The following is a 5,650-nucleotide window of genomic DNA, read 5'->3' as shown; positions in this document are numbered from 1 at the left end:
CCCTGACCCCGCGCTGAGACCCCGGCCCGCACCCCACGCCATCCGGCCCGCACCCACACCACCGGGCCCGCACCCGAACCGGCCACCGCCGCGTCCGGGCGCGCACCCGCCCCGGGCAGCCGGTTACGGTCGAGACATGCACGGTAGCTACGACCCGTCCGACACCGAACGCTGGGAGCCGGAACCGGACAAGCGTCCCGGCCGCACCGCGTTCCAACGCGACCGCGCCCGCGTCCAGCACTCCGCCGCGCTGCGCCGGCTCGCGGGCAAGACGCAGGTCGTCGCGCCCGGCTCCAGCGCGCACGCCTGGGACGCCAGCCCCCGCACCCGTCTCACCCACTCCCTGGAGTGCGCCCAGGTCGGCCGCGACCTCGGCAAGGCGCTGGGCTGCGACCCCGACCTGGTGGAGACCGCCTGCCTCGCGCACGACCTCGGCCATCCGCCGTTCGGCCACAACGGGGAGAAGGCGCTCGACGAGATCGCCGAGCCCTGCGGCGGCTTCGAGGGCAACGCGCAGTCGCTGCGGCTGATCGCCCGGCTGGAGCCCAAACGTTTCACCGCCGAGGGCCGTCCCGTCGGCCTCAACCTGACCCGTGCCGCCCTGGACGCCACCACCAAGTACCCGTGGCGCCAGGGCGGCCATCCCACCGACCCGCTCTCGCCGAAGTTCGGCGTGTACGCCGACGACCTGCCCGTCTTCCAGTGGTTCCGCGCCGGCGCGCCACGGGAACGCCAGTGCTTCGAAGCCCAGGTGATGGACTGGTCCGACGACGTGGCGTACTCCGTGCACGACCTGGAGGACGGCCTGCACGCCGGCCACATCGACCCCGGCGCCCTGCTCGCGGGGCCCGAACGCGCCGAGGTCCTCCGCGTCGCCGCCGACCGCTACGCGCCGCCCGCCACCGCGGAGGAAGAAATCGCCGCCGCCCTCGACCGCCTCCAGGACGAGGAGTGGTGGCCGCACGGCTACGACGGCACCGCCACCGCCCAGGCCCGCCTCAAGGACGCCACCAGCCAACTCATCGGCCGCTTCTGCCTCGCCGCCGAGACCGCCACCCGCTCGGCGTACGGCCCCGGCCCGCTCGGCAGGTACGCGGCCGAGCTGATCGTGCCCCGCGAAGCCCGGCTGGAGTGCGCGGTACTGAAGGCCGTCGCCGACCGCTTTGTGATGCAGCGCCCCGACCAGGCGAGGCTGCGCGCCGAACAGCGGATCGTCCTCGGCGAACTGGCGCACGCCCTGCTGCTGCGCGCCCCCGACGGCCTCGACCCGCAGTTCAAGGCGCTCTACCACCAGTCCGCCGACGACGCGGCGCGCGTCCGCACCGTCGTCGACCAGATCGCGTGCCTCACCGACGCCTCCGCCCGCTCCCTGCACGCCCGGCTGACCCCGCGACGCGCCACGCTGTGACACGGGCGCGCTCTTCCGGTGATCGCCACGATGGGGGACGCTCCATGACAGAGCCCTGAACCCGGCGTGGCCCAGGGACGACCGGGAACCAGCGAGGAGGCACCAAGTGGTGGACGCACACGAGACGTTTGTCATCATCGGCGGCGGACTGGCCGGCGCGAAGGCCGCCGAAACCCTGCGCGCGGAGGGTTTCACGGGCCGGGTCATCATCATCGGGGACGAACGCGACCACCCGTACGAGCGACCGCCGCTGTCCAAGGGCTACCTCGCCGGCGGCAAGGAACGGGACAGCGTCTTTGTCCACCCGCCGGCCTGGTACGCCCAGGCCGAGATCGAACTCCACCTCGGCGAGCCCGCCGTCGACATCAACCGGGAGACCCGCTCGGTCACCCTCGGCGACGGGACGACCATCCAGTACGACGCGCTGCTGCTCGCCACCGGCGCCGAGCCCCGCCGCCTCGACGTGCCCGGCACCCGGCTGGCCGGCGTCCACCACCTGAGGCGGCTCGCCCACGCCGACCAGTTGCGCGGCATGCTGACCCGGCTCGGCCGGGAGAACGGACAGCTGGTCGTCGCCGGCGCCGGCTGGATCGGCCTCGAAGTGGCCGCCGCCGCCCGCCACTACGGCGCCGAGGTCACCGTCATCGAACCCAACGCCAGCCCGCTGCACGGCGTCCTCGGCCCGGAGATGGGCGGCCTCTTCACCCAACTGCACGCCGAGCACGGCGTCCGCTTCCACTTCGGTTCCGGCATCACCGAGATCATCGGCCAGGACGGCCAGGTCCTGGCCGTCCGCACCGACGACGGCGAGGAGCACCCCGCGCACGGCGTGCTCGTCGCGATCGGCGCCGCACCGCGCACCGCGCTCGCCGCCTCCGCCGGCCTGGAGATCGACCCCGCCACCGGCGGCGTCAGCGTCGACGCGGCCCTGCGCACCGCCGACCCGGCGATCTTCGCCGCCGGCGACGCGGCCGCGTTCTGGCACCCGACCCTGAACACCCGGCTGCGCGTCGAGCACTGGGCCAACGCCCTGAACGGCGGCCCGGCCGCCGCCCGCTCCATGCTCGGCCAGGAGGTCAGCTACGACCGGCTGCCCTACTTCTTCTCCGACCAGTACGAACTCGGCATGGAGTACAGCGGCTGGGCGCCGCCCGGCTCCTACGACCAGGTGGTCTGCCGGGGCGACGTCGGCAAGCCCGAGTTCATCGCCTTCTGGCTGAAGGAAGGCCGGGTGCTCGCCGGGATGAACGTCAACGTCTGGGACGTCACCGACCGCGTCCAGCAGCTCATCCGCAACGGCACCACCGTCGACGCCGAACGCCTCGCCGACCCCACGGTCCCGCTGCCGGAGTGAGCCCCGCCTGCCCGCGTGGCGGCGCCGCCGCCGCGCCGCCGCCACGCGGACAGGCGGAGGCTCCGAACGGGTGACATCCGCGCACGCCCGGCGGAGCGAAGCACGCGCCCACCCCGCACGCCATATCCGGATGAACCAGGACATGACGGGTAGCTTTCCGGTGTCGTCCACCGCACCGGAGGAACCCCATGGCCCGGCAGCAGACCGTCGCAGCCCAGTTCGTCGACCTGCTCCGCCAGTCGGGCGTGCAACGCGTCTACGGCGTCGTCGGCGACAGCCTCAACCCCGTCGTCGACGCCATCCGCCGCACCGAGGGCATCAGCTGGGTACAGGTCCGCCACGAGGAGACCGCCGCGTTCGCCGCCGGCGCCGAAGCGCAGCTCACCGGCCGCCTCGCCGCCTGCGCCGGCTCCTGCGGCCCCGGCAACCTCCACCTCATCAACGGCCTCTACGACGCACACCGCTCGATGGCCCCCGTCCTCGCCCTCGCCTCCCAGATCCCCAGCACAGAGATCGGCACCGGCTTCTTCCAGGAGACCCACCCCGACCAGCTCTTCCGGGAGTGCAGCCACTACTGCGAGCTGATCTCCCACCCCGGCCAGATGCCGCGCGTCCTCCAGACCGCCATCCAGCACGCCGTCGGACGCGGCGGCGTCGGCGTCGTCGCCCTCCCCGGCGACATCGCCGCCCAGCCCGCCCCCGAACGCGCCGAGGAACACGCGCTGGTCACCACCCGGCCCAGCGTCCGCCCCGGCGACGCCGAGGTCGACCGGCTCGCCGAGATGGTCGACGCCGCCCGCCGCGTGACGCTCTTCTGCGGCAGCGGCACCGCCGGCGCCCACCAGGAGGTCATGGACTTCGCCGCCAAGGTCCACGCCCCCATCGGCCACGCCCTGCGCGGCAAGGAGTGGATCCAGTACGACAACCCCTACGACGTCGGCATGAGCGGCCTCCTCGGCTACGGCGCCGCCTACGACGCCACCCACGAGTGCGACCTGCTGATCCTCCTCGGCACCGACTTCCCCTACAACAGCTTCCTCCCCGACCACCAGGACGGCGTACGGATCGTCCAGGTCGACGTCCGCCCCGAACACCTCGGCCGCCGCTCCCAACTCGACCTCGCCGTGTGGGGGGACGTCCGCGAGACACTGCGCTGCCTCACCCCGCGCGTCCGCCAGAAGAGTGACCGCGCCTTCCTCGACCGGATGCTGAAGAAGCACGCCGACGCGCTGGAGAACGTCGTCGGCGCGTACACCCGGAAGGTGGAGAAGCGCACCCCCATCCACCCCGAGTACGTCGCCTCCGTCCTCGACGAGGAAGCCGCCGACGACGCCGTCTTCACCGTCGACACCGGCATGTGCAACGTCTGGGCCGCCCGCTACCTCACCCCCAACGGCCGCCGCCGCGTCATCGGCTCCTTCACCCACGGATCCATGGCCAACGCCCTGCCGCAGGCCATCGGAGCCCAGTTCCTCGACCCCCACCGCCAGACCGTCGCCATGTGCGGCGACGGCGGCTTCACCATGCTGATGGGCGACTTCCTCACCCTCGTCCAGTACGACCTGCCCGTGAAGATCGTCCTCTTCAACAACAGCTCACTCGGCATGGTCGAACTGGAGATGCTCGTCGCCGGCCTCCCCGCCCACGGCACCGGCTACCGCAACCCCGACTTCGCCGAACTCGCCAGGGCCGCCGGCGCCCACGGCGTCCGCGTCGAGAAGCCCAAGCAACTGCGCGGCGCGCTCCGCGACGCCTTCCGCCACAAGGGCCCGGCCCTCGTCGACGTCGTCACCGACCCCAACGCGCTCTCCATCCCGCCCAAGATCAAGGCCGAGATGGTCACCGGCTTTGCCCTGTCCGCCGGCCGGATGGTGCTGGACGGGGGAGTGGGCCGCATGCTCCAGATGGCCCGCTCCAACCTCCGCAACATCCCCCGCCCCTGAGGCCCCGCCGCTCGGACCCGCCTCTGGGGCCCCGCCACGCGGGACCCCAGGGACTTCCCACCCTCTTCCGGCTTGTCCTCACGTCTTCACGTGTTGGTGGTCCCCCAGTCCTCCTCCTCCGCCGAACGCCCACCGGTCACGGCCCGCAGCCGCTCGCCCACAGCCGGCGGGAGCCGGTCCCCGACCCGCTCGCCCACCACGTGCGCCGCCCGGCTCGCCGCCTGGCGGCCGTTCTGCGCCGCGCTCTCGACGGTGTTCCGCACAGCGGGGTTCTCCGTGATCTGCCGCGCCTTCTCCCGCAGCTGCTCGTACCGCTCGCGACCAGCTCTGGCGCCGAGCACGTACCCGACGGCGATGCCGGCGACGAAGATCAGTCGGTGCCGCATGAGGCAGCCCTTCCCTCGATGTCCACTCGATGTCCAGCTGTCTGCCAGGGTGCCCCGTGCCCGGCACTCCATACCGATTTCAGAGCACCCCCTGGCATGCGCTAATGTATTGCTCGCAGCGAGGGAACGCCCCCGGAGACGGGCCGGCGAACCCGAGCAGGGCAGTCCCCTGTAGCTCAATTGGCAGAGCAGCCGGCTGTTAACCGGCAGGTTACTGGTTCGAGTCCAGTCGGGGGAGCGCGCATCGGAAGGGCCCCGCCAGCGGGGCCCTTCGTTGTTGCCGCCGGTTGCCCCTGCCGCCCCTGCTGTCACCCCATCGGCCCCCGGCCGACCGTGGCGCCGCTCCCGACGGCGCCACGCCGAGGCCGGGAGATTCCCCCGCCACAGCGGGAACCGACCGCGCCAGGATCGATGTCCTCGCAGGTGCAGCACGGCCCCATGCGGGCGGGAGATCGTATGAGCGGCTATGCTGCGGCAGACGGCGCGGAAGTGGTGACCGACGCGCCGGACCGGGGCGGTAGCTCAGCCGGTTAGAGCAGCGGACTCATAATCCGTCGGC

Annotated in this window: 4 protein-coding genes and 1 tRNA gene; 4 read left to right on the top strand and 1 reads right to left on the bottom strand. The window is 72.7% G+C overall.

Going from position 1 to position 5,650, the window contains the following annotated elements:
- Positions 1-136 precede the first annotated feature (136 nt).
- The 3 genes from GL263_RS20085 to GL263_RS20075 all read left to right on the top strand — a co-directional run bounded on the left by GL263_RS20085 (position 137) and on the right by GL263_RS20075 (position 4,705).
- Complete coding sequence (locus GL263_RS20085) at positions 137-1,408, top strand: deoxyguanosinetriphosphate triphosphohydrolase (RefSeq protein ID WP_182857129.1); 1,272 nt, start codon at positions 137-139, stop codon at positions 1,406-1,408.
- Between the two features lie 106 nt (positions 1,409-1,514).
- A complete protein-coding gene (locus GL263_RS20080) occupies positions 1,515-2,762 on the top strand; it encodes an NAD(P)/FAD-dependent oxidoreductase (RefSeq protein WP_182857128.1) in 1,248 nt (415 codons plus the stop codon).
- A gap of 188 nt (positions 2,763-2,950) precedes the next feature.
- The gene (locus tag GL263_RS20075; RefSeq protein WP_182857127.1) at positions 2,951-4,705 is read left to right on the top strand and encodes a pyruvate dehydrogenase; all 1,755 of its coding nucleotides are present in this window, start codon (positions 2,951-2,953) and stop codon (positions 4,703-4,705) included.
- A gap of 86 nt (positions 4,706-4,791) precedes the next feature.
- Here the strand turns inward: GL263_RS20075 and GL263_RS20070 are convergent, their stop codons facing one another.
- Positions 4,792-5,091 (bottom strand): YtxH domain-containing protein, encoded by a 300-nt coding sequence (locus GL263_RS20070; protein ID WP_182857126.1) that lies wholly within the window; start codon positions 5,089-5,091, stop codon positions 4,792-4,794.
- Between the two features lie 165 nt (positions 5,092-5,256).
- On the opposite strand from GL263_RS20070, the gene GL263_RS20065 reads away from it, so the two are divergent.
- Positions 5,257-5,329 (top strand) — tRNA-Asn (locus GL263_RS20065).
- The last annotated feature ends 321 nt before the right edge of the window (positions 5,330-5,650 follow it).

The organism is Streptomyces durbertensis, assembly GCF_014156695.1.
GTDB lineage: Bacteria > Actinomycetota > Actinomycetes > Streptomycetales > Streptomycetaceae > Streptomyces > Streptomyces durbertensis.
Note: the sequence above shows the minus strand (reverse complement) of the source record. Positions and strands in the feature narration are given on the sequence as shown.